Consider the following 23,289-nt stretch of genomic DNA (forward strand, 5'->3'; position numbering starts at 1 on the left):
TCCGGTCATGGGGTCGACGGCCAGCACTGCCACGCCGGTTCGGCGGGGCTGCCCAGCAACAGTTCCAGGTGCTCGATCAGGTCGGCCTGGCTGTCGCGCAGGTAAAAATGCCCGCCGTTGAAGGTTCGAAAGTCGGTGACCTGGCGCGTCACTTCCGACCAGGCATGGGCTTCCTCCCGATCGACTTCGCGGTCGGTGCTGCCCAGGCATACGCTCACGGGCACGTCCAGCAGCTCGCTGATATCGCCGCAGTAGTTTTCGATCAGGCGGTAATCATTGCGCAATGCGGGCAGGTAAAGTGCCTGCATCTCGGGTTCGTCCAGGGGTGATGGCGCACCACCCGACAGGCGCCGCACATCCGCCAGCAGACCGGCATCCGGGCCCTGGTGCAATTGGCTGTGACGTTGCCGGTGAGGGGCCGGATGGGCGGAGACGATCAGCCGTTGCAGGTCCTTGCCCTGGCGGTTCAGGCGCCGCGTCACCTCATAGGCCAGCGCCGCACCCATGCTGTGGCCGAACAGCACCAGCGGCCGGTCGGACAGGTCCCACAGCGCCCGGGTAATAGTGCCCGCCATCCATTCCAGGCTGCCGGGCCAGGTTTCACTCAGGCGCTCTTCGCGGCCGGGGTATTGCACGCTGACCAGTTCGATGTCAGCCGGCAACAGTGCCTGCCAACCGCTGAAAAATCCCGCGCTGCCGCCGGCGTGGGGCAGGCAGACCAATCGGCAACGCGGCGTTTGATGCTGCGGGTAACGTCGCAGCCATGGGCTGGGGATTTTCTTCATAACACGCCCTCCTCCAGTTCAGTGGTGACGTAGATCCGGGTCTGCGGCAACCAGCGCAGCACCTGGCGCAAGCAGTCATCGGCGTCCATCACCTGGGCAGCGTAGTGCGTGCCTTCGGGCAGTTTGGCCAGTTGCAGGGCGCAGATTGCCGCCACTGTGCCGGTCAACGCCGAGCCGTCGGCGGCACGCAACCAGGCGGTGGCCTGCTGCGGTTCGCCGTGTTGCAGGCCTGCCATTTCGACTGCGAGCAACTGGTAAGGCGTGCGCCCTGCCAGGTCCAGCGCACTGGCCTGTACCAGGGCGGCAATGTTCTCTGCCGTGTGTCGCAGAGCCGGTGGCGAGCCCTGAATGCGCCCGAGTGCGGCCCGCAGGTGGCCGCCGTCGAACAGGTTGTAGGCCTGGGCTTCGCGCACCCGCAAGTCAGTAAACAAGCGCTGTTGCTCAGTGGTTAGATACGGGTGGGCCGTTACGGGACCGCCCACCAGCCAGGGCCGCTCGAAGTGTTCATCGACGAGTACGGCGGACTTGATTGCACGGCCATCGCACCAGCCCATCGAGGCCTGGCCATAGCCGTTGCCGAGGCTCAATAGAAAGTCCTCGGCCGCCGTTGTCGACAACCGCCCAAGTCCGACGGCATAGCAATGCACGGCATCGACGCGCTCGAACGACGCCGCAAGCACCTTGGGAAACAACCCCGACAGCCCGGGCAACATGCCGGCTGATAACACCACACGACGACCCGGCGGCAACTGAGCGGGCAGCAGCTGATGCAGCGGATCATCGCCGCCGACATCGATGTAATCGGCGCCACTGGCCAAAGCGGCCAGCGCCACCCGGTCGAGCACCTGGTAGCTGGGGCCCGCGCAATTGATCAGCAGGTCGCAGCCGCTGCAAAACGCCGCCAGGCTTTGGGCGTCCCACAGGTCCACTTCACGGATCTCGGCCTGCCCGTTCAACTCGCCGTCGTTAAAACGCTGCCCTTGCCCAGGGTCGCGACCGCCCAGGCGCAAGCGGCAATGACCGACCAGCACCCGCGCAACCTGCCGACCGACATGCCCATAGCCGCCTACAATCCCGACTCTCACGCCGCCACCTGCGCCAGCCGTTCGAACGCGCGGGCCACGGCTTCGACCTGGGGGCTCTGCATGCAGCTGAAGTGGTCGCCCGGCACGTCCACCACCTGCAATTCGCCAAGGCACAGGGCCTGCCAGTATTGGCTCATGTCGCGGTGCATGCCGGGCAGTACCTGGACTTCACCGCACTGGCGGATAAACACCATGTCACCGTCGTAAGGCGTGGCCTGATGCAAGGCGACGGCGGCCAGGCTGTGGCGCAGCACCTGCAGTTGCTCGCGCAGCCAGTCCAGGTCGCTCAGTTGCGAGCCGGCGTGGCGCATCGCGTCTGCAATTGCCTGCAAGCGCTCATCTGCCGACTTGGATGCCAGGGCCCGCAGGCAGGCCAGGGCCGTGGCACAGTCGGGCTCATCCTGCAGCGCCAGCAACGCACCTTGGGGCACGCGGCCCGGAGTTTGGCGCAGCACCTTGGCAATCGCCCGCTCCATCGCCTGTTCATCCACCGGGTAACCCAGGGTGTGCGGGTCGGCCTGCATCACGCGGGCGAACACGTACTCCGCCAGCAGGTCATCCTCGATCATGAACGGCACGCGGTAGCTGCTGATCACTGTCAGTTGCAGCACCTCGATGTCCTTCGCCGCGAGGCATGACGCCAGCTCCGTCGCCAGCAACCCGCCGAGGCAATAACCGACGATGCTCACCTGGCGCCGGCCTTCGGCGTGCAAGGTGTCGGCATAACGCTCGGCCAGTTCACGAATCGCCGTAGCCGGTGCCAGAGCCAGGTAACCCGGTACATCATTGAGCACCAGCCCCTCCAGTGGCGCTTCTTCCCCGAGTGCAGCAAACAGCGCGCGATACGGTGCCAGGGTGCCGCTGCCATCATGGACAAAGATCCGCGCCGGGCCTTGCGCCTCCTCACGAATCCGCACCAGCGGCGACAGGCTCTCGCTGCCCTGCCCCCGCAGGTAATCCGCCAGGGCCGCAACGGTGGGCTGGTTGATCAACTGGCGCAGCAAATCCCCCCAGGGCACGTTACGGGCCTGGGGCAGGCTTTCCCGCAGGCGACCAACCACCTGCGCCACCAGCAATGAATCACCGCCCAACTCAAAGAAGCCCTGTTCACGGCCCACACTGGGCACCCGCAACAGGGTTTGCCAGACCTCTGCGATACTGCGCTCCAGCGCATCCACCGGTGCAGCCCCGCTGTTGGCCTGTTGCGTGGCCTGGGCCATGCCGAGGTTGGCCAACGCCTGGCGGTCGACTTTGCCGTTGACCGTCAGCGGCATTTCATCCAGTACCCGCCACTCGGTGGGTACCATGTAATCCGGCAGGCGCTGGCCCAGATGCGCGCGCAACGCCTCCGGCTCCAGGGTCTGGCGCTCGGTCTTGAAGCGCGTGATGAACAGGTGCTGGCCGATCTGTGACATCGCATCGTCAGCCGCCGGCATGCACAGCGGCGTCTGCGCGCCGGCTTCCTGCAACAGTTGCTGCCACTGCTCGCGGCGGATGAACGTGGTGTCTTGCTCGGCGCGGAAATCCTCGAACGCGGTCAGGCCCTCCTTGAACTCCATGGACGCCATGATCTGGTAGGTGTCGCGGGTGGCTTCGATAAAGATCAGCCAGCCGCCGGGGGCGAGCATTTCCCGCAGCCGGGCGAGTACCTGGCTGGCATGCCGCGAGTTGTGCAGCACGTTGGCACACAGAATCACATCCAGGGAGTTGGCGGCGATGCCTTGGGCCCAGTGGTCGAGGTTCAGGTCAAACAGCCCGTAGCTGACCCACGGAAACTCGACGAAATGCTCCCGCGCTTCGTTGAGGAAAAACTGCGACAGGTCGGTGAACTGGTAGTCCACCGCCAAGCCGTCCAGGGCCGGAATCAGGTCGGCACTGGTGCCGCCCACGCCTGCGCCGATTTCCAGCAACTGCAGACGCCAGCCCGCCGGTTGCAGTGCGGCGATTTCCTGCACCGCCGCACACACCGCCTGGTTCAGGTACTGGCTGATCAGGTTCTTGCGATAGGCGCCTTCGGCGGTGTCGGTACGGCCTTCGGGAAACAGCAAGTGCAACGGGTCGAGCCGGTCGCTCATCAGGGCAGGCAATTGCTCCTGGCTTTCCCGCAGGTAGCGCAGCACTTCACCGCCCCAGCCCACACTCGGTTCCAGCGCCTCGATGCGCTGCCACAGCTGACGGTATTCAGCACCCGAGACCCGCAGTGACGAATAGGCGCCGGTGCCTGGGTTGCGGTCTACCAGTTGTTCGCGATGCAGCGCTTGCAGCCAGCGGCGGATCAGCCGTTCGTTGCGTGGCGCCACTTCGCACAGGCTCATGATCTGGGCCAGGTCGTGCTCGACGCCCGGTTGATCAAACAGCCCCGGGCGTTGCAGGGCCAGGCCCATGGAGAGCAACGCGGCACGCTCGACGCAATCGGACATCTGCGTAATCAGCGCTTCCGTCAGTTGGCCTTTCACGCCATTGGCCGCCGCCAAGGCGTTGGGTGCCAACCGGGTCGGCCAAGGCAATGGAGTATCACGCAAAGTCCCGCGCACGCAGGCCTGCAAACGCCGCTCGAACGCGCCCTCGCCCGCAGCGACCACCACGGCCGATTCGACATGAGGATGACTGAGCAAGGCACTTTCGACTTCCGCCAACTCGATGCGATGCCCGCGAACCTTGACCTGGAAATCCTCACGGCCAAGGAACTCAATCAACCCGCTTTCAAGGTAGCGCCCCAGGTCGCCGGTGCGGTACAGCCGCTCGCCGCTGTGGGCATGCTCGATAAAACGCTCGGCGGTTTTCTCCGCGTCCCCCAGGTACCCCATCGCCAACCCCGTGCCGGCGATGAACAGCTCACCGGCAACGCCTTGCGGGCGATCGCGGCCTTGTTCGTCGAGCACCATGAAGCGTTGATTGGCCAGCGGCGCGCCGTAGGGAATGCTGCGCCATTGTGCGTCCACCTCGGTGATTGGATAGGCAATCGACCAGATCGCCGCTTCTGTGGCGCCGCCCAGGCTGATCAGTTGGAGCTCAGGCAACAACGCAGCGATTTCGGCGGGCAGGTTCAGCGGGATCCAGTCGCCGGACAGCAAGGCCAGGCGCAGGCTCTGAGGTGCCGCGGCCGGCACGGCTTGCAGGTAATGGGCAAGCATCTGCAACTGCGCGGGCACCGAGTTCCACAGGGTCACACCGTGCTCGCGGGCGCATTCGGCCCAGTGGGACGGGTCGGCGCGGCGTCCGGCGTCGGGCAACACCAGGGCGCCACCTACGGCCAGCAGGCCGAAGATGTCGTACACCGAGAGGTCGAAGCCCAGGCTGGCCAAGGCGAGTACCCGGTCTTCGGCGCCGATGGCGAAGCGCTGATTGATATCCACCACCGTGTTGAGGGCCGCCTGGTGACTGATCATCACACCCTTCGGAATCCCGGTGGAGCCGGAGGTGTAGATCACGTAGGCAAGTTGTTGCGGTGTCACCTGCGGCGCCGGCAGTTCACGTCCGGCACTGGCTGCGGCCTGATCAACGGGTATGCACTGGGTCACCTGGGCGGGCCAGGCCACGTCCTCGCTCAACCACGACTGGCTGAGCACCCGGCTGACCTCGGCGTTCTCAAGAATCAACGCGCGCCGCGCCATCGGCTGATTAGTGTCCAGCGGCAGGTACGCCGCGCCGGCCCGCAAGATCCCGAGTACACCGACCACCTGGTCGATGCCTTTTTCCATGCATACCGCGACCCGCTCGCCGGGCTGGCAACCGCCATCCAGTAACTGCTCGGCAATCGCCTCGGCACGGGCGGCGAGTTGCGCGTAAGTGAGCTGTCGCGCGCCCTGGATCAGGGCGACACGTTGGGGTTGCGCCCGGGCCTGGCGAAAGAACGGTTTATGCAGCAAGCCTGGGGGAATCGGCTGCGCCGTCTGGTTGATCAACTCCCGCACCAGTCGCTGGGGTGCCGGCAGTTCAAGGCAATCGTCCAGGGTCCAGGCCGAAGGCTCCCGCGCCAAGCGCTTGAGCAGACGTTCGAAGGTGTCGAACATCGCTTCCAGCATGGCCTCATTGAACACGCCCTGGCGAATGTCCCAATTGATGAACAGGCCGTTGTCGCGCTCGCTGACCTGGCAATCAATCAACACTTGCGGGGTCTGGCTGATGCCGTGCACCAGTTCTGCGCCGGGCATAAATGCCCCGCCGCCACTTTCGCCACCGGCGCCCAGGGTGCTGGTGAAGGCATAGGGCATCAAGGCCGCATCACGGCCTTTGCGCCGCGCCAGTTCGCGCAGTACTTCAATGCCGGAACACAGGCGGTGGTCCATGTCTTGCCACAGTCGCTCCTGCAACTGCTGGCTGCGTTCACCAAAGCTGCCGCCTTGCAGGGTCTGGACTTCCAGCAATTCCACCGAGCTGAAATCCCCCACCAGCCGATCGACCTGCGGGTGCAGCGACAGGCGATTGAGCAAGGTCAGGCTCAAGCAGAAATGCCCCTTGCGGCTCCAGCGCCCCAGGGTTTCGGCATAGCAGGAAAGAATCGCCGCCGACGCACCCACGCCGGCCGCCGCTGCATTCAGGCGCAGGGCGTTGAAATCCCGGGCCTCCAGGTTCAGGGCGCGGCGCTCGAAACGCGGTCCGCTGGGAGCGCCCTGCATGGGCAATTCCGGAGCACCGGGCAGGCTGTCGACCCGCGCCCACCAGTACTGGCGGTCACGCTGGTAACGCGGCTGTTCCCGCAACCGGCGCTCGCCCAGTACGTAGTCGCGAAAACTGATGGGCGCCGCCGGCGGCAAGGCTTCGCCACGATAGACCTGCTGCAACTCGGCCAACAGCATGCGCACGCTCTGGTAGTCGCACACCAGCAGATCCACTGAGAGATGCAGGCGCGCATGTTCACGGCCCTGGCTGACGCACAACTCGATCAGCGGCCACTGCTGGGGCGACGCCAGGCGAATTTCCATGCGTTCGCGCAGAGCGGCCAGTGCACGGCCGTCGTCTTCGCGCAGGTCATGCCGGGCGATCAGGTAATGCGGCACCTGGGGCAGGATTTGTTGGTAGCCGTCTTCCAGCACCACCGCCCGCAGCATGTCGTGACGCGCAATCAGATGGTTCCATGCCTGCTCCAGGCGCGCCGGGTCCAGTTCCCTGAGTTCAAATTCCAGGTAACCGTGGCACGCCACCCCGCCGTAGCTGAATGCCTGGGTGCGGCCCATCAGGTAAGCGGCCTGCACGTCGGTCAGCGGAAACGGTTCGCTGCGGGCAGCCAGGTCGGCCGAGACGGTGGGCATCACCGGTTCCATCAATTGCTGCAACAACGCGTCCTTGTGTTCGCGCAATTGTTGCAGGCGGCCTTCATCCATCACCCCGGCGGGCGCCCGGTAGCGCAGGCGGCCCTGCTCTTCCCAGAGTTCCACACCCAGTGCTTCGAGGTCCTGTTGCAGTTGCTGCAGTGTCATAGCGCACCCTCCACCATTGCGTTCCGGTTGACGTGGTCCTGTTCTCGTCGGGCGACAAGCCATTGGGCCTGGCGGGCGACGGTGGCCGCGTTGAAAAAGTCCTTCAGCGACAGTTCGACGTCGAACTGTCGGGCGATACGTTCGATCAGGCGAGCGGCCAACAGACTGTTGCCGCCGAGGGCGAAAAAGCCCTGGTTGCGTCCCACCAGGGGAATGTCGAGCAATTCGCGCCAGAGCCCGGCCAACAGTTGTTCGGCTTCGCCTTGAGGCGCGTCTTCATGCTCGGGTCTGGCGCCCTGGCGTTGCTCCTGCACCAGCCACAGCAGTGCGGCGCGGTCGACCTTGCCGTTGGCGCTCAGGGGCAGTTCGGTGAGGTTCAGCCAATGGTCCGGCAACATGTGTTCCGGCAACCATTGGCAGAGCCACTGGCGCATGGCTTCGGCATCCGGCAGCGCGTCGCCCATCAGGGTTGCTGCCAACTGCGGGTTGGCCCCGGGCAACACCAGGGTGACGGCACGACTGACGGCCGGATGGCGTTCCAGGGCCACGTCGATCTCACTGAGTTCGATGCGGAAGCCACGGACCTTGACCTGCTGGTCCATACGCCCGAGAAATTCGAGGCTGCCGTCGGGCCAATAACGGCCCTGATCGCCGGTGCGGTACCAGCGTTGCCCGGCGTGCTCGACGAAGCGTTGGGCGCTGAGATGCGGCAGGCCACGATAGCCCTGGGCAACCCCGGCGCCGCCGATCCACAACTCCCCCGCCACCCAGTCCGGGCAATCGCGGCCCTGGCTGTCGACGACTCGAAAGCTTTGGTTATCCAGGGGTTTGCCGTAGGGAATCGAGAGCCAGTGAGCCGGCACTTCGTCGACGTCCTGGACGTTGGACCAGATGGCCGCTTCAGTGGCGCCGCCGAGAGCGGCGAACCGGGCGCTTTCGCCGGCTGCCAATCGCAGGCGGCGTGGCAGGTCCAGCCCGACCCAGTCACCCGAGACCATCGCCAGGCGTAATCCGCTCAGGGCATTCGGCTCGCGGGCCTTGAGGGTCAGCATGTCGAGCAACGCCGGTACCGAGTTCCACAGGGTCACGCGCTGCTGGCGGATCAGCCGCAACCATTCGGACGGCTCCTTGCGCCGCGCATCCGCTGGCAGCACCACGGCGCCACCGACACTCAGCAGGCCAAACAGGTCGTACACCGACAGGTCGAAATCGAGGGCGGAAACCCCGAGCACACGGTCATCCGCGCCCACCTGATAACGCCGGTTGATCGCGGCGACGGTGTTCAGCGCCGCCTGGTGGGGAACCTCGACGCCCTTGGGTTCGCCGGTAGTGCCAGAGGTAAAAATCACATAGGCCAGTGCGTCCGGCGCCACCTCGATCGGTTGTTTCAGGGCCCTGGCCGAACGCGCCTGGGCCAGGTCCACCACTTGCAAGTCCGCCAGCCATACACCGCGATCACGGTGGGCCGTATCGGTGATCACCACCTTGGCTCCGGCGCGTTGATAGATCATGTCGCGACGGGCTGCCGGCTGTTCGATACCCACCGGCACATACACCGCGCCCGCCGCCAATATGCCGAGCACCGCAACGATTTGCGCCTGGCCTTTGGGCAAGGTGATCGCCACCGTATCACCCGGTTCAATCCCCCACTGGCGCAGGGCACCTGCCACTTGCAGGGCCTGGGCCGCCAGCTCGGCGTAACTCAACTCAGCGTCCTCGGTGATCAATGCCACCCGCTGCGGGTGCACCTGCGCCTGTTGGAAAAAGCCATCGTGCAGCAAGCCTTTGTCATAGGCCCAGGGCGTGTGGTTGACCGCTGCACGGACCTCTTGCTGGCCTTGGGGCAACGGCAGCGGCGCGGGTTGGCGCCAGTCACCGGTACACAGCCACGCCAGCAGGTCGCCATAGGCGGTGAACATTTCGTCCAGCAGGCCTTCGGGGAACAGCGCATCTACCCCGTCCCAGTTGAGCAACAGGCCATCGGGCAGCGGATAGCTCTGGTGGTCAAGCCACACTTGGGGCGTTTGCGACAAGGCCCAGCCCGGTTCGCCCAGGTGCTGCCGGCAAGTGGCGTCGACAAACGCTTCGCCAAGGTTGCAGGCAAACACTACGGGGGCGCCGCCTTGCCGGGTGCGGGACAACTCACGCAGCACTTCCACACCAGGCCAGGCGCTGTGGGCGATGTCGCGGTGCAGTTGGCGTTGCAGGGCTTGCGCCTGCTGCGCGAAAGAACCCGCCTGGCGCTGGTCGATCTCCAGCAGCACCAGGTTGGAAAAATCCGCCAGCAGATGCGGGACGCAGGGGTGCAGCTCCTGGCGGTTGAACAGCGGCACGTTCAACAGGAAATGCTGGCTGGCGCTCCAGCGGCCCAGCACTTGGGTATAGGCGCAGCACAGCACGCTGGCCAGGGTCAGGCCGTGTTGGCGGGCCTGGTCTTCCAGGGCTCGCAACTGCGCGCGGCCGAGGCGCATCGCCAGGCGACGAAAACGCGGCGGGCCGAGGGATTGCGGCTCGTGTGCCAAGGGGAGTTGCGGGCCGTCGGGCAGGTCATCCAGACGTTGCAGCCAGTAGTCCCGCGCGCCGGCATCGCTGGTTCGGGTGGCGCCCAGGTAGTGGGCAAAATCCCATTCCAGACGTGGCAGCTGCGCCTCTTGCCCGCTGTAGATCAGCGCCAGATCCCGCAGCAGTACGCTGATACTCAGGACGTCCGCCACCAGCAAATCGATGTTCAGGTGCACCCGGCTGCGGCCGTCGGGCAAGCGGCTGAGTTGCACATCAAACACCTCGCCCTGGCGCACATCCAGGCAGCGGTGGGCCAGGCGCTCACGCAAGGCCAACTCATCCGGCCGTTCATGCACGGTCAACCCAGGCCACGGGCTGGTCGGCAGCACGCGCTGGCAAGTGGCGTTCGGGAAACAGGCGCGCAGCATGGGATGGCGGTGAGTCAGGCGCATCACCGCGCTTTCCAGGCGTTGAGCGTCGACCTGATACCCGTCCAGCTCCTGATACAGGTGACAGCCAACGCCCCCCAGCGGCATGGCCGGGTCGCGACCAAACCAATAAGCCTGCTGCAACGGTGTGAGGGCGAAATCGTTGTCGGCGGCGACGGGCTTGAGGTGCGTCGCCTGCCCGCGACGGCGGTCGATCAGCAACCACCAGGCCTCAAGGGTCGGCTGCTCAATCAGTTCGGCAAAGCTCACCTGCACACCTTCGCGGGCGAGCAAGGCCGGCAGGCGCATCATGCTCACCGAGTCCAGGCCCTGCTCGATCAGCGAGGCATCGGGCTCCAGGTCCTGGGGGGCATAGTCGAGCAACTGCGCGACACCGGCGCACAGCGCCTCGGGGCTGTGTGCGAGGCCGCCGGGTGCAGGATGAACGCATGCCAGTGATGGGTTATCGGTCATGGGGGACGGTCCTTTGGGGAACGGTAGGGTCTGGGCGCAAGCGCCAGCGATTGATCGCTTCGCGCTCGTGGAACAACTCGCGGTAACGGCCGGGCGTGGCCATCAACGCGTCATGGCGGCCGACCTGGGCCAACTGGCCGTGGTCGAGCAGCAGAATCTGGTCGGCATGGGGCGCCAAGGTCGGTTTGTGGGTGACCAGCACCACCGTGTGCCGGCGGGCCAGTTGCAACAGGGTCCGATTGACCCGCGCCTCGCTGATGGCATCGAGGGCGGCGGTCGGCTCGTCCAGCAGGATCAGCGACGCGTCCTTGAGCAACACCCGCGACAACGCCAGGCATTGGCGCTCGCCGCCGGACAGGCTGACGCCCTGCTCGCCCAGCACGGTGTGCCAGCCCTGGGGCAGGCGCTCGGCGAGGCGGTCGAGGCCGGTGGCGCGGGCGGCGTGCTGCCATTGCTCTTCGCTGGCGTCGGGGCGGCCCAGCAGCAGGTTGTCCAGCAGGCTGCCCGGCAACAGCGGGCTGTCCTGGAACATCAAGGCGACCTGGGTATCTCGGGCCAGGGCCGACAGTTGCCGCAGGTCGACACCGCCGAGGTGAATCGCGCCACTGCTTACATCGCTGAAGCGCGCCAGCAGGCGCAACAGGCTGGACTTGCCGGAGCCGGACGCCCCCACCACCAGGTTCAGCGAACGCTCCTGCAACGTGAAGTCGATGCCTTGCAAGATCGCCTGGCCCTGGCGGACCAGTCCTACGTCCCGCACTTGCACGTCGTAACCCAGGGCAGGCTGGGGTTCGAGAGGCTCAGGCAACCCCGGCATCTGCAGCAGGTGGCGCAGGCGATTCAAGCCGTGGCGGGTCTGGCGCAACGTGGTACCGAGGTTGACCAGCGCGCCCATTGGCTCCACCAGGCAGGTGGCGAGAATCGCCAGCGCCAGGAACTTCGCCGCATCGAGGGTGCCACCCAACACGGCATACAGGCCGCATAACAGGATGGCGCTGTAGCCGGCCTGCAACACCACCGCCAAACCCAGCGCGGCGGGAAAAGTGCGCCAGTGGGCGTGACGCTGTGCCTGTTGCTGCTGGGCCAGGGCCTCGGTGAGCAGGTCGAAACCTTGCTCGGTGCGCCCGCTGGAGCGCAGCAACGGTTGCTGGCGCAGAAACTCCATCACCCGGGCCGCCGCTTCATTGGCTGCGGCTTCGCTCAGTGCTTCAGCTTGCCCGCCCCAGCGCACGCCCCAGTGGTACACCAGCACCAGCAACGGCAACGCGGCCAGTGCCGCCAACGCCATGGAGCGGTCGTAGAAAAACAGCGCCAGCAGGAGTGCCAAAGGCGTCAACAGCGCATTGGCCATTGGCTGCAAAAGGTGCGCCGGGGTGCTCATGATTTGCAGCACGGTGTGAGTCACCAGGCGATTCAGTTCAGCGCTGCGCCGCTCCACAAACCATTCCAGCGGCAGTTGCACCAGCTTGTCACCAATGCGTCGGTTCAACGCCTGGGCTGCTTCGGCACCGGCGCGATAGCCCGCCAGCTGGGCATACCGGCGCAGCCAGAGGCACAACAAGGCCATGCCGGTGAAACCGATGGCCCAGGCCCAAGGCGTGGTGTTGCCGAACCACTGGGCAAAGGCCATCGGCAACAACGCCAACGCTGCGCCCTGGGCCAACGCACTCAACGCCATCGCCATCAGCGCACGCCGCAACAAGCCGGCTTCACGGGGTTGCAGGCTGCGTAACAGCGCGCGAATCATGCCCGTGCCCTCTTCAGTGCGGCCGCCGAAAACTGCTCAGCGGCCCACAGCCCGGCGTAAGTGCCCTGCTGGTCCAGCAAGCCGTGATGCGTACCGCGCTCGACAATCCGCCCGCCTTGCAGCACGACGATCTGGTCGGCGTCCTGGATGCTGCTCAAGCGGTGGGCGATTACCAGCACCGTGCGGGCACGGGCCAGGCGAGACAGCGCCTGCTGGATCGCGGCTTCGGATTCAGGATCACTGGCGGCGGTGGCTTCATCGAGAATCAGGATCGGCGCTTCACTGAGCATCGCCCGGGCAATGCCCAGGCGTTGCACTTCACCGCCGGACAGTTGCACGCCGGCTCCGAGGACGGTGTGATACCCCTGGGGCAGCGCGAGGATGCGCTGGTGAATCTGCGCGGCCCGGGCGGCGGCTTCCACCTCGATTTGCGTGGCGTCGGGGCGCGCCAGGCGCAGGTTGTCGAGGACGCTGGTGCGCAGCAGGCGCACATCCTGGAACACAAAGGCGACCTGGCGATACAAGGTGGCGCTGTGCATGTCCCGCAGGTCGACGTCGCCGATGCGGATCGCCCCGGCACTCACATCGGCAAAGCGCGCAAGCAAAGTGGCCAGGGTGGATTTGCCGGCGCCCGAGTCGCCCACCAATGCGGTCAGCGTGCCGGGCGGTAGATCCAGGTCAATGTCATGCAGCACCTGCGTGCCGTCGGGGTAGCGAAAGTCCACGCCTTCAAAGCTCACCTGGCGGCCCTTGGGCTCGCGGGATTCGCGAGGTTGCGTCAACGTCGCGCTGTTGAGCACGGTGGCGATACGGCTGGCGGCCATGCGGCCCTGCACCAGTGCATCCGCACCATGCCCGACGGCCGCGACCGGCGCTGCCAGGGCCGGCCCCAGCAGCAGGAACGGCAGCAGTTGCACCGGCATCAGCCAACCGCCAGCCACCAGCGACGCACCGCCCAACAGCACCAGGGCCAGCACCAGCAACGGCGAAAGCAGCACCTCGACACTCGCCCCAAGCCCGGCCCAGCGTTGGGCCCAGCAGGAAAAGAAACTGGCGAAACGTTCCACCGCACCGAAGAACTTTGACTGCACCCGATCGGCCCGGCCGAATGACTTGACCATGGCGATGCTCTGCACAAACTGCTGGGTGGCCAGGGACAGGTTGCCCAGCGCGGCGCCCAGTGCCTTCTGGTCATCCCGATAAGCCTGGGAGCGCAAGGCTCGCAGTCGCCACAGCGCCAGCGCTGGAGGCAGCAGCACCACAACGGTCATCGGCACACTTACCGTCAGCAGGTACAACAGGCACGCCAGGGGCGCCACCAATGCGGCGGCGAGGTTGTTTGGCAAGTGCGCCACCAGTTGATGCAGCGCACCTACGTCGTCGAGCAAAACACGGTCGACTTTTTGCCCACCACGGGCGCTGAACCAAGCCAGCGGAACCCGCGCCAAATGCGCGGCCAGCCGTTGGCGAACCTGGCGTTGCAGGTCGCTGTCGGCCAGGTGGGTCATCTGCAAGGCGGCAGCCAGCCCGAGCATGCGCAACAGCAAAGCGCCCGCACCGGCCAACAACCACCAGAACCCATCGTGCAGATCGAGTTTTCCGTCCAGCAACGACGGCGCCAACTCCGCCACCGCGATCAACGGCAGCAGGCCGATCAGGGTCGCCAGGGCTTGCAGCAGCATGGCGCAGATCAACCGGCCACGTACAGGCGCGAGCAGTTCACGCAGCGAGTCTTGATCAGCCACGGGCGGCGCTTCCCTCAGGTTGTTTTGCCCCGAAATACAGCTGCTGGATAGCCTCCCGCAGGTGCTTGCGGCTGACCTTGCCCACGCCGGTTTGCGGGAAACCGGGGATAAATTCGAAGCGGTCCGGCAGCTTGAAGGCCGCCAACCCTTGCTCACGCAGATGGCGCAGCAGTTCCGGCGGGCGCGGTGCCGTGCCACGGGGAATCACGAAGGCGCAGGTGCGTTCGCCGAGGTAGGCGTCCGGCATCGCCACCAAGGCCACATCGGCGACGGCAGGATGGCTGAGCAGGAGGTTTTCGACTTCTTCGGCGGCGATCTTTTCGCCGCCACGGTTGATCACGTCCTTGTCGCGACCTTCGACCATCAGGTAGCCGTCGTCGGTGAGCATTACCCGGTCGCCGGTGCGGTAGAAACCGTCAGTGGTAAACGCCTGGGCGTTGTGCGCAGGGTGGCGGTAGTAACCGCGAATCGTGTACGGACCACGGGTCAGCAATTGGCCGACCTGGCCCTGTATCACGTCCTGTTCGTTGTCGTCCACCACCCGGATTTCGTCGCCCGGGGACATGGGTTTGCCCTGGGTGTGCAGGACTCGTTGCGGTGGGTCGTTGGGGTCGGTATAGCAAATCAGCCCCTCCGCCATGCCGAACACTTGCTGCAAGCGGCAGCCGAGGGTGGGTTCCACGCGGCGGGCAGCCTCGAAGCTCAGTTTGGCGCCGCCGACTTGCAGCAGTTGCAATCCTGGCAGGCCCTGCCCGCGCGCCTGGGCGGCATCCAGCCAGACCAGCACCAGTGGCGGCACCAGCGCGGTATGGGTCACGCGTTCATGCTCGATCAGGGCGAAGCAGGTTTCGGCGCTTGGCGAGCCGCTCAGCACCACACGGCCGCCCATCAGCAAGGTGCCCATGAACCCCGGGCAGCACATGGGAAAGTTATGGGCCATGGGCAGCGCGGCGAGGTACACCGTGGCGTCGGTCAGGCCGCAACGTTCGGCGCTGGTCCGCACGTTGTAGAGGTATTCATTGTGGCGACGCGGGATCAGTTTCGGCACGCCGGTGGAGCCACCGGACAACTGGAAACACGCGACGGCATCCGCGGGCGGCGCAGAAAAGGTTGGCTGCGGGTCGTCCAGATAAAGGTCTTCGAGCGCGATGAATTCTTCAGCCTCACCGGCCACGATCACCCACGCAAGGTCGCCATGGGCCGCCTTCAAGCCACGGGCCATGCCCCGATAATCAAAACCTGCCGTGACGTCAGCGCAGAGGTATGCCCTGGCCTGGGCAAACTCGCAGAAGCGGCCGATTTCCAGATGACGATGGGCCGGTAACGCAAAGATTGGCCGTACGCCGAGGCGATACAGGGCGAAGCACACTTCGACAAAACCCACGCAGTTCGGCAGTTGCACCACCACGTTGTCCCCTGCCACCAACCCCAGCCGGGAGAACCCGCCGGCCAGTTGATCGACCCGTTGATCCAGTTGGCGATAGCTCACCCGCAGCGTTCCATCGGTGATCGCTTCACGCTCGCCAAAGGTGCGGGCGGCGTTGCGCAGCAGGTCGCCAAAGGTCTCGTCGCGCCAATAGCCTGCGTCGCGATAGCGTTGGGCAAACGCTTCGGGCCAATCGGGGCAGTCGTCAATGATAGTCATGGGGTCTCCAGAGTTTTTTTCGGCAATAAGGGGCCGATGCCGTGAACAAAAGGCCTGCGGGGCAAGGGTGAAAAGGGCTAGGGAGAATGGGTCATTGAGCGGTTCATCCATGAGTCGCCAAGGGCTGCGGAAATGAGAGTGATTATTAATAGGCAAAAGCCGCAGCACGGCAACCGGCAGGACATTCGTTTGCGCGGCTTTTTCTTTTGATTGCGCTACAGCGTGAGTTTCTGCGGCCTGCAGCGATGAGGCGTGGTCCGGGCTTTCGGCTAAAGGATAATCATTCTTAATTACAGGTAAGAAATTTCCTGCTAGCGTATGCCCCTCTTTTCCGGTTCACAGGGAGTCCGCCATGCTCAGCCCACACGCTGCGCCGCTACCGACCCAAAGGGATTTCACCCTCAATTTTCCCAACACTTTGAACACGGGTGCCGCCACCGTCGTGCCGGAAATCACCCTGTCCGCCGGGACTGTGTTGATGGACAGCCAGATGTGGATGCAAGAGCCGCTGTGGCAAGGTTTGAAGATCATCCTGGTGCTCAGCGGCCAGCTCAATTGCCGGGTCGAAGGCCAGCAGGAAGTGGAGATTCGCGGGCCGACCCTGTGCGCCGTGGCCAACCAGGGTGAACATTGTGGCGATCACCTGTTCGCCAGTGGTGTGCCGGTGCGCTACACCACCGTGCAGCTGGATTTCCCGTCGATCCGCAGCGTCGGCCTTGAGCCTGAGCGCCTGCTGGATAAACGCGGCGGCGGGCCGATGATGTTCTGCCAGCCCGCGAGCAAACCGTTGCTCGCCCTTGCCCAACAGATTTTCACCTGCCCGTTGCAGGGCCCTGCCCGCTCCTTCTATCTGGGCGGCAAGGCCCTGGAGCTGACAGCGCTGGGGGTGGAGGGAATTCTCGCGCAAACCGAGTCGCGCCCGGTGCAGGACGCCCATTGCAACTCAGCGGACATCGAACGCATTCATGCCGCCCGCGACCTGTTGCTCGGTTCGTTGCAGGCTTCGCCGTCATTGGCCGAGCTGTCTCGCGCAGTCGGCCTCAACCCGCGCAAATTGACCGCGGGCTTTCGTCAGGTATTCGGCACCAGTGTCTATGTGTACTTGCAGGAACAGCGCCTGGCCGAAGCCTATCGCCTGCTCGCCAGCGGTGAGACCAATGTGTCCAGCGCCGCGTACCGCGTGGGTTACAGCCCCGCGCATTTCTCCACGGCGTTTCGCAAGCGTTTCGGGGTTTCGCCCAAGGCGTTGCGCTGACGGGTTGTGAAAGTTCCGCCCTGCCCCGCAAACGAAAGAAATGATCGCTCGACCCAAAGCAATAGCCCTGCGTCACAACGCCTGGATGAGATACGTTTGCATTCGCATTGAACACCTCATCATGGAGTGAAGCATGGGCACCCGCGTTCTGTACCGAGACACCCCAGGTTTGCCAATCGATACCGCAGTCCCGCACTTGAAAACCAGTCGCAAGCCCTTGGCAACCCTGATCCATGGCGTTGCCCTGGGCCTGTCGCTGACCCAGATGAACCTTGTGCAGGCCGCCGAGGCGGACACCGATCACGCCCTGGTGCTCGACAGCAGCGTGGTCACCGGGACCCAAGCCGACAGCCCCACCGGACAACAGGCCGGCTACGTGGCCAAGCGTAGCCTCAGCGGGACCAAGACCGACACCGCGCTCAATGAAATCCCCCAGTCGATCTCCGTAGTGACCCGCGACCAGATGGACGCGCAGCAAGTGCAATCGGTGAGCGAAGCGTTGCGCTACACGGCCGGCGTGCAGGCCAACACTACCGCCGCCAGCCAGCGCTTCGACAACCTCTCGATTCGCGGCTTCGACGTGACCAGCACCGGCATGTTGCGCGACGGCTTACGTGGCACCACCACCCAGGCCTGGCCAAAAGCCGAAGCCTATGGCCTGGAACGCATCGACGTGCTCAAGGGCCCGGCCTCGGTGTTGTTCGGCCAGAACGCACCGGGCGGTGTGGTCAACCAGATCAGCAAGCGGCCACTGGACCAGTCGTTCCATGAAGTGCAGCTCCAGGGCGGCAGTTTCGACCGCGCCCAGGGCCAGTTCGACTTCAGCGGGCCACTGGATGACCAGAGGCAATTCCTCTATCGGCTGGTGGGCCTGGAGCGCAGCAGCGGCACCCAGTTCGATCACATCAAGGACGACAAAACCTTCATCGCGCCGTCGTTTACCTGGCGGCCGAACGACGACACCAGCCTGACCGTACTGGCCGATTACTCGGAGGATGAATTCGGCGCGCCCCGGGTGTTCCTGCCGACGGTGGGCACGCTCAAGCCGAACCCGAATGGCAAGGTCAAACACAACGTCTTTCTCGACGAACCCGGCCTGGACAACGGCCGCACGCAATACTCGCTGGGCTACCTGTTGGAGCACCGGATCAACGATGTGTGGAGCCTGAATTCCAGCGCACGTTATGGCCACGTCAACCTGCTGACCAACACCGCCAGCGGCATGTCCCTGGCGCCGGACCTGCGCACCTTGAACCGGTCGGCCTACCGCTTCCGCATCGTCGGCGACGTGTACTCCCTGGACAACAATGCCCAGGCCCGCTGGAACCTTGGCGAGGTGCAGATGGTGTCGCTGCTGGGGGTCGATTACCGGCGCACCCGTGAAGACTATTACCTCAACGGCGGCGCGGCATCGTCGATCGACATCTACAACCCGGTGCACGGGGGTGTGTTCGCGCCGAACACCCCGTTCGCCAGCACCTTGCAGCGCGCCGACCAGACCGGGCTCTACGCCCAGCAGCAGATGACGTTCAACGACCGTTGGGTACTGACCGTCGGCGGTCGCCAGGATCATTCGAGTGCGCGCACCGACAACCGCCTGACCGACACCGGGCAGAAGCAGGACGACAACAAGTTCACCTACCGTGCAGGCCTCGTTTACCTGGCCGACAACGGCCTGTCGCCGTACATCAGCTACGCCACCTCGTTCGACCCGGTGCTCGGCACTGATTTCTACGGCACCAGCTTCAAACCGAGCACCGCCAAGCAGTCGGAAGTCGGCATCAAGTACCAGCCGCCCGGGATCGACAGCTACATCACCCTGTCGCTGTTCGACCTGACCCAGCAGAACGTCAAGACCACCGACCCGAGCAACCCGCTGAACAGCGTGCAGACCGGTGAGGTCAACGTGCGCGGCGTGGAGCTGGAAGGCAAGGCCAGCCTCGCCAAGGGCCTGGACCTGCTGGCAACCCTGACCTACAACGACGCCGAAGTCAGCAAGAGCAACAACCCGCTGGAAAAAGGCAACCGCCCCACCGACACCCCGGAAAAAATGGCGTCGTTGTGGGCTGACTACACCCTGCCCTTTGGCCCGCTCACCGGGCTCGGATTTGGCGTCGGCGTACGCTATATCGGTTCCACCGAGGCCGATGCTGCCAACACTGTGAGCGTGCCCTCCTACACCTTGCTCGACGCGGCGGTGCACTACGATTTCGACAAGCTGATCCCGGCGGCCAAGGGCCTGCGCCTGGCGGTGAATGCCACCAACCTGACCGACAAGCACTATTACGAAGGCTGCTCCCTCTCCAGCTGCAGTGCCGGGTATGACCGCAGTGTCATCGCCAGCCTGCGCTATCGCTGGTAACTGCCATGCGTGGGTGGTGGCTTCGTGTGCATCGATGGCTGGCGCTGAGCGTCGGCCTGCTGCTGGCGCTGATTGGCTTGAGCGGTGCGCTGCTGGAACTCAAGGGGCCGATCCTGCGCTGGGAGGTCGGCAGCCAGGCCTTGGACCTGGCTCCGGTTGAACACGGCGCACTGCTGGATGACGCGCAGTGGATCAGCGCGGCACTGGGTGCCTACCCGCAATTTCAGAAAGTCTTTGGCGCCGCAAAACCGCGCCAGGGTTTCCTGGAATCGGACAACGCGATCGTCTTCGGAGCCCTGGAGGATCGGCCCGGCATCGGCATTGCGATGATCGATCCCTACAGTGCCGAGCCACGGGCATTTTTTGTGTTCGATGACCTGTGGCTGGCGAAGCTGGTGGCGCTGCACCGGGCACTGCTGTTGCCGCCGCCCATTGGCGCCGTCGCCCTGTTTGCCTGTGGCCTGGTGCTGCTGGGCTCGGTGGGCAGCGGCCTGTACCTGTGGTGGCCGGGGCGGCGCAGCTGGTGGAAAGCCGCCAGCTTGCGCCCGGGCAGCCAGGGCCTGCGCCGCCTGCGGGAATGGCACAACGTCGCAGCCGCCTGGCTGTGCCTGCCGTTGGCGGTGATTGCCGGCAGCGGCGCCTGGCTGGCCCGGCCCGACTGGTTCTTCGCCAACCCCGCCGCGATCAAACCGCTGTTCTCCGCCGCCCACGGCCACCTGTTGCTCGGGTTGCCCGGCGCGGCCCTGGCCTTTCTTTGCGGCCTGGCATTGCCGCTGCTCTATCTCACCGGGCTGTTGTTGTGGTGGCGCAAACGCGTCCGCCACGTGCGCCCAACTGTTCAAGGAAATTGTTCATGAAACACCCTCTGTTGTTGCAACGCGGCCTGCTGCTCGGTCTTGGCCTGTTAATGAGCGGCCTGGCCTGCGCCCACACCGTCACCGACCTGGCGGGGCGCAAGGTCGACGTACCGGACAAGGTCTCGCATATCCTGCTGGGTGAAGGCCGGATGATCTACTCGCTGTCGCTCCTTGAAGGCAAGAACCCGTTTACCCGCATCGCCGGCTGGCAAGGGGATTTTCGCGGCCTGGACGTGCAGGGTTACGCCGCGTTCCAGAAGCACTTTCCCGAAGCCGACAACGTACCGTTGGTAGGCGGCACCTCCGCCGAAACCTTCAGTGTGGAAAAGGCCCTGGCGGTACACCCGGACCTGGCGATCATGGCCTTGAGCGGCGGCCATGGCCCGAGCCCCGACAGCGAGGCGGTCAAGCAGCTGGAAGCGGCCGGCGTGGCGGTGATTTTCGTCGACTTCAGCGACCATCCGCTGAGCAACACGGTGCCGAGCATGCGCCTGCTGGGCAAGGCTCTGGACCGTAATCAACAAGCCGAGGACTACATCGCGTTTTACCAGGCCTCGCTGGCCAAGGTCACCGATACCCTGGCCAAGGCCGGGACGGTAAAACGGCCGAAGATCTTCATCGACATGCTCGCCGGCCTGCAGGATTGCTGTGGTTCGCCGGGCACCGGCAACTTCGGGGAAATGATCAAGCTCGCGGGTGGCCGGAACATCGCCGACGGGCGCATTCCCGGCCCGATCGGCACATTGAACGTCGAATACATTCTGTCCAGCGATCCGGATGTGTACGTCGCCACCGGCGTATTCGGCCACGGCCAGGGCGGTGTGACCCTCGGCTATTCGGCCACGCCGCAGCAGGCCAACGACAGCCTCAAGCAAGTGTCCCAGCGCGCGCCGCTGAATGAACTGCGGGCGGTACGTGAAGGCAACGTGCATGGCCTCTGGCATATTTTCTATGACTCGCCGGAACACTTGATCGCAGTGCAGGCCCTGGCCAAGTGGCTGCATCCTGAGTTGTTCGCCGACCTGGATCCGGAACAGACCCGAGCCGAATTGTACCGGCGCTTTATGCCAATTCCGGCCAGCGGCGTATTCACCACGAGCCTTGTGCCGTGACGCAGGTGCAAGCCTGTGCGAGCGCCGATGGCGCAGGTGAGCGCTATCGCCACCGCCATGGACGACGGGTATTGCTGTTGTCGGCGCTGGCGTTGGCATTGGTGGTTTCCCTGGCGGTGGACATCACCACCGGGCCTTCCGGCATGAGCCTGACGCGCCTGTTGCAAGTGCTGTGGGACCCGGCTTCGATGCCGCGGGTGGAGGCGGTGATCGTATGGAATGTGCGCCTGCCTTACGCGTTGATGGCGGTACTGGTGGGCGCGGCACTGGCCCTGGCCGGCGCCGAAATGCAGACGGTGCTGGATAACCCGCTGGCCAGCCCGTTCACCCTCGGCGTTTCCGCCGCCGCCGCCTTCGGTGCAGCCCTGGCCATTGTGCTCGGGATGGGCATTCCTGGCGTGCCGGCGCAGTACCTGATTTCGGCCAACGCCTTTCTGTTCGCACTGGCATCGGTGGCATTGCTGTATCTGTTGGCACGCTGGCGTGGGTTTGGTGTGGAGAGCCTGGTGCTGTTCGGGATTGCCCTGGTGTTTGCGTTCAATGCGCTGGTGGCACTGCTGCAGTTTGTGGCGAGCCAGGACAGCCTTCAGCAACTGGTGTTCTGGACCCTGGGCAGCCTGGCCCGGGCGTCCTGGGAAAAGCTCGCGATCCTCGCTGCGGCGTTGCTGCTGTGCCTGCCGTTTTCCCTGCGTCAGAGTTGGGCGTTGACTGCCCTGACCCTGGGCGAGGAACGCGCCCGCAGTTTCGGGATTGATGTCGGCCGCCTGCGGGTGCTGTCGTTGCTGCGCATCAGCCTGCTGTCGGCGCTGGCGGTTTCGTTTGTCGGCACTATCGGTTTTATCGGGCTGATTGCTCCGCATATCGCGCGGCTGTTGGTGGGTGAAGATCACCGCTTGTTCCTGCCAGCGAGCGTGCTCAGCGGTGGCTTGATCCTGTCGATGGCGTCGATTGCCAGCAAGGCATTGATGCCCGGCGTGTTGATTCCGGTGGGGATTGTCACCGCACTGGTGGGAATTCCGTTTTTCATGGCGATTGTGATGCGTAACCGCCGAGGTGCTCTGTGACCGGATTAAGCACACAAGCATTGAGCATGCACTACGGCAGTCGCAGCGTGCTGCAGGACATTCATCTGCCGGCGTTGCTGCCCGGCACCATCACCGCGCTGATCGGCCCCAACGCTGCCGGCAAGTCGACCTTGTTGCGTGGCATCGCCGGACTGCACAAGGCGCACGGCCAGATCTGGCTGGAGGGTGTCGATCTCAATCGCCTGCCGCAAGTCGAGCGCGCGCAACAAGTGGTGTACCTGCCTCAGAGCCTGCCGGAGCGTACGCGCCTGTGCGCCTTCGAAGCGGTACTGAGTGCGGCCATGGCCGGCCATCGCGGCGCGGGTTTTGCGCCTGGGCGGCCGAGCCCGACGGTGCTCAAGGGCGTGGAAAAAATCCTCGCCGACCTCGACCTGACCGCCCTCGCCGACCGCCCGATCGATGCACTTTCCGGTGGCCAGCGCCAACTGGTGGGCCTGGCCCAGGCCCTGGTGCGCCAGCCTCGGGTGTTGCTGCTGGACGAACCCACCAGCGCCCTGGACCTGTATCACCAGTGCCAGGTGGTGGAAGCCATCACCCAGGCCACCCGCGAACGCAACCTGATCACCCTGGTGGTGGTGCACGACATCAACCTCGCCCTGGGCTTCAGTGATCAGGTGGTGGTGTTGCACAACGGTCAGTTGGCCGCTGCCGGGCCACCGCAAGTGGTGATCAATCAGGCGTTGCTGAAAAACGTCTATGGTGTGAGTGGCCGCCTGGAACAGGTGCATGGCCGCCCGCTGGTGATGGTGGATGCACGACTGCCCTTTTCTCCTGCCCTTGGATAACC

13 protein-coding genes are annotated in these 23,289 nt (G+C 64.9%); 6 read left to right on the forward strand and 7 right to left on the reverse strand.

Annotated elements, in window-relative coordinates; all coding sequences use genetic code 11:
- Positions 1 to 5: 5 nt before the first annotated feature.
- From HX807_RS17160 to HX807_RS17190, 7 genes are read right to left on the reverse strand one after another with little or no spacing between them, the layout of a single operon-like run.
- Positions 6 to 785: a thioesterase II family protein gene (locus tag HX807_RS17160; protein ID WP_003218418.1), complete on the reverse strand. Its 780-nt coding sequence runs from the start codon at positions 783 to 785 to the stop codon at positions 6 to 8.
- Positions 782 to 1,870: a saccharopine dehydrogenase NADP-binding domain-containing protein gene (locus HX807_RS17165; RefSeq protein ID WP_177050531.1), complete on the reverse strand. Its 1,089-nt coding sequence runs from the start codon at positions 1,868 to 1,870 to the stop codon at positions 782 to 784. Before HX807_RS17165 ends, HX807_RS17160 begins: the two co-directional genes overlap by 4 nt.
- Positions 1,867 to 7,290 (reverse strand): non-ribosomal peptide synthetase, encoded by a 5,424-nt coding sequence (locus tag HX807_RS17170; protein ID WP_177050532.1) that lies wholly within the window; start codon positions 7,288 to 7,290, stop codon positions 1,867 to 1,869. Before HX807_RS17170 ends, HX807_RS17165 begins: the two co-directional genes overlap by 4 nt.
- A complete protein-coding gene (locus tag HX807_RS17175; RefSeq protein WP_177050533.1) occupies positions 7,287 to 10,694 on the reverse strand; it encodes a non-ribosomal peptide synthetase in 3,408 nt (1,135 codons plus the stop codon). Before HX807_RS17175 ends, HX807_RS17170 begins: the two co-directional genes overlap by 4 nt.
- Complete coding sequence (locus HX807_RS17180; protein ID WP_003218423.1) at positions 10,684 to 12,441, reverse strand: ABC transporter ATP-binding protein; 1,758 nt, start codon at positions 12,439 to 12,441, stop codon at positions 10,684 to 10,686. The genes HX807_RS17175 and HX807_RS17180 overlap by 11 nt, the downstream gene beginning before the upstream one ends.
- Positions 12,438 to 14,186 carry an ABC transporter ATP-binding protein gene (locus HX807_RS17185; protein WP_003218426.1) on the reverse strand — a complete coding sequence of 583 codons (1,749 nt, stop codon included), beginning with the start codon at positions 14,184 to 14,186 and terminating at the stop codon, positions 12,438 to 12,440. Before HX807_RS17185 ends, HX807_RS17180 begins: the two co-directional genes overlap by 4 nt.
- Positions 14,179 to 15,831, reverse strand: coding sequence for a (2,3-dihydroxybenzoyl)adenylate synthase (locus HX807_RS17190; RefSeq protein WP_003218428.1), 1,653 nt, complete (start codon positions 15,829 to 15,831; stop codon positions 14,179 to 14,181). The genes HX807_RS17185 and HX807_RS17190 overlap by 8 nt, the downstream gene beginning before the upstream one ends.
- A 352-nt stretch (positions 15,832 to 16,183) precedes the next feature.
- Here HX807_RS17190 and HX807_RS17195 point away from each other — a divergent pair, with 352 nt between their 5' ends.
- From HX807_RS17195 to HX807_RS17220, 6 genes are all read left to right on the forward strand, one after another.
- A complete protein-coding gene (locus HX807_RS17195; RefSeq protein ID WP_003218429.1) occupies positions 16,184 to 17,086 on the forward strand; it encodes an AraC family transcriptional regulator in 903 nt (300 codons plus the stop codon).
- A 133-nt stretch (positions 17,087 to 17,219) separates the two neighbouring features.
- Positions 17,220 to 19,448 carry a TonB-dependent siderophore receptor gene (locus tag HX807_RS17200; protein ID WP_003218431.1) on the forward strand — a complete coding sequence of 743 codons (2,229 nt, stop codon included), beginning with the start codon at positions 17,220 to 17,222 and terminating at the stop codon, positions 19,446 to 19,448.
- Positions 19,449 to 19,453: 5 nt separating this feature from the next.
- Positions 19,454 to 20,305, forward strand: coding sequence for a PepSY domain-containing protein (locus HX807_RS17205; protein WP_003218433.1), 852 nt, complete (start codon positions 19,454 to 19,456; stop codon positions 20,303 to 20,305).
- Positions 20,302 to 21,417, forward strand: a complete 1,116-nt coding sequence (locus tag HX807_RS17210; protein WP_003218435.1) for an ABC transporter substrate-binding protein — start codon at positions 20,302 to 20,304, stop codon at positions 21,415 to 21,417. The genes HX807_RS17205 and HX807_RS17210 overlap by 4 nt, the downstream gene beginning before the upstream one ends.
- Positions 21,414 to 22,481, forward strand: a complete 1,068-nt coding sequence (locus HX807_RS17215) for an iron ABC transporter permease (protein WP_023658859.1) — start codon at positions 21,414 to 21,416, stop codon at positions 22,479 to 22,481. The genes HX807_RS17210 and HX807_RS17215 overlap by 4 nt, the downstream gene beginning before the upstream one ends.
- A gap of 26 nt (positions 22,482 to 22,507) precedes the next feature.
- Entirely contained in the window at positions 22,508 to 23,287 is a 780-nt protein-coding gene (locus HX807_RS17220; protein ID WP_003218440.1) for an ABC transporter ATP-binding protein, read from the forward strand.
- The last annotated feature ends 2 nt before the right edge of the window (positions 23,288 to 23,289 follow it).

Source organism: Pseudomonas sp. D8002 (assembly GCF_013385695.1).
Taxonomy (GTDB): domain Bacteria; phylum Pseudomonadota; class Gammaproteobacteria; order Pseudomonadales; family Pseudomonadaceae; genus Aquipseudomonas.

Excerpts from the sequence above, each read along its gene's own strand:
- HX807_RS17160 (WP_003218418.1), bottom strand. The coding sequence starts at position 785 with ATGAAGAAAATCCCCAGCCCATGGCTGCGACGTTACCCGCAGCATCAA.
- HX807_RS17170 (WP_177050532.1), bottom strand. The coding sequence starts at position 7,290 with ATGACACTGCAGCAACTGCAACAGGACCTCGAAGCACTGGGTGTGGAA.
- HX807_RS17175 (WP_177050533.1), bottom strand. The coding sequence starts at position 10,694 with ATGACCGATAACCCATCACTGGCATGCGTTCATCCTGCACCCGGCGGC.
- HX807_RS17180 (WP_003218423.1), bottom strand. The coding sequence starts at position 12,441 with ATGATTCGCGCGCTGTTACGCAGCCTGCAACCCCGTGAAGCCGGCTTG.
- HX807_RS17190 (WP_003218428.1), bottom strand. The coding sequence starts at position 15,831 with ATGACTATCATTGACGACTGCCCCGATTGGCCCGAAGCGTTTGCCCAA.
- HX807_RS17195 (WP_003218429.1), top strand. The coding sequence starts at position 16,184 with ATGCTCAGCCCACACGCTGCGCCGCTACCGACCCAAAGGGATTTCACC.
- HX807_RS17200 (WP_003218431.1), top strand. The coding sequence starts at position 17,220 with ATGGGCACCCGCGTTCTGTACCGAGACACCCCAGGTTTGCCAATCGAT.
- HX807_RS17205 (WP_003218433.1), top strand. The coding sequence starts at position 19,454 with ATGCGTGGGTGGTGGCTTCGTGTGCATCGATGGCTGGCGCTGAGCGTC.
- HX807_RS17210 (WP_003218435.1), top strand. The coding sequence starts at position 20,302 with ATGAAACACCCTCTGTTGTTGCAACGCGGCCTGCTGCTCGGTCTTGGC.
- HX807_RS17220 (WP_003218440.1), top strand. The coding sequence starts at position 22,508 with ATGCACTACGGCAGTCGCAGCGTGCTGCAGGACATTCATCTGCCGGCG.